Below are 483 nucleotides of genomic sequence, written 5' to 3'. Positions count from 1 at the left end.
AAATCATACTCTAGTTGAATCTTAATACCAGCTGTCTGTGCACATCCTCCTGAACCAGGATAAATAGAAGCTAAATGATTGGGTACTTGAAAAATAGTAGCATCTAAAATACGTATACGTTGAAAATAAGAGGTGTATTGATTTGAGATTTGAGACGAATCGTTTAGTTTGCTTTTGATTAAAAGGGAAAATACACGTTGTAGAAATAAAACAGCACATCCGTTAAAACGTTGATTAAGTCCTTCTGGACTTATAAGTGTAGCTGTATTTGCATAAAGCTGACTACATAATCGAGTAAGAGAATCGCTTGCTACCTGTTGGCTAATCCAGATACATAAGGCAGCCAAATCTCGTGCGCCATACTTACTTTTACGTTTTACAAAACCTGTCTCTTGTGCGAGTTGTTGAAGAATATGTGGAGATAGATATCGCTGTAGTTCTTCAGCGAACAAATGAAACTCATCTTGAATCGATAGATTCATA

At 36.0% G+C, this 483-nt stretch carries 1 protein-coding gene; it reads right to left on the bottom strand.

Going from position 1 to position 483, the window contains the following annotated elements; genetic code table 11:
* Positions 1-482, bottom strand: a 482-nt coding sequence (locus JDS81_RS29800) for an IS4 family transposase (RefSeq protein WP_199688686.1), incomplete at its 3' end; no start/stop codon positions are given.
* Between the last annotated feature and the right edge of the window lies 1 nt (position 483).

Origin of the sequence: Bacillus cereus group sp. N31 (assembly GCF_016483245.1) — a bacterium.
GTDB lineage: Bacteria > Bacillota > Bacilli > Bacillales > Bacillaceae_G > Bacillus_A > Bacillus_A toyonensis.
Note: the sequence above shows the minus strand (reverse complement) of the source record. Positions and strands in the feature narration are given on the sequence as shown.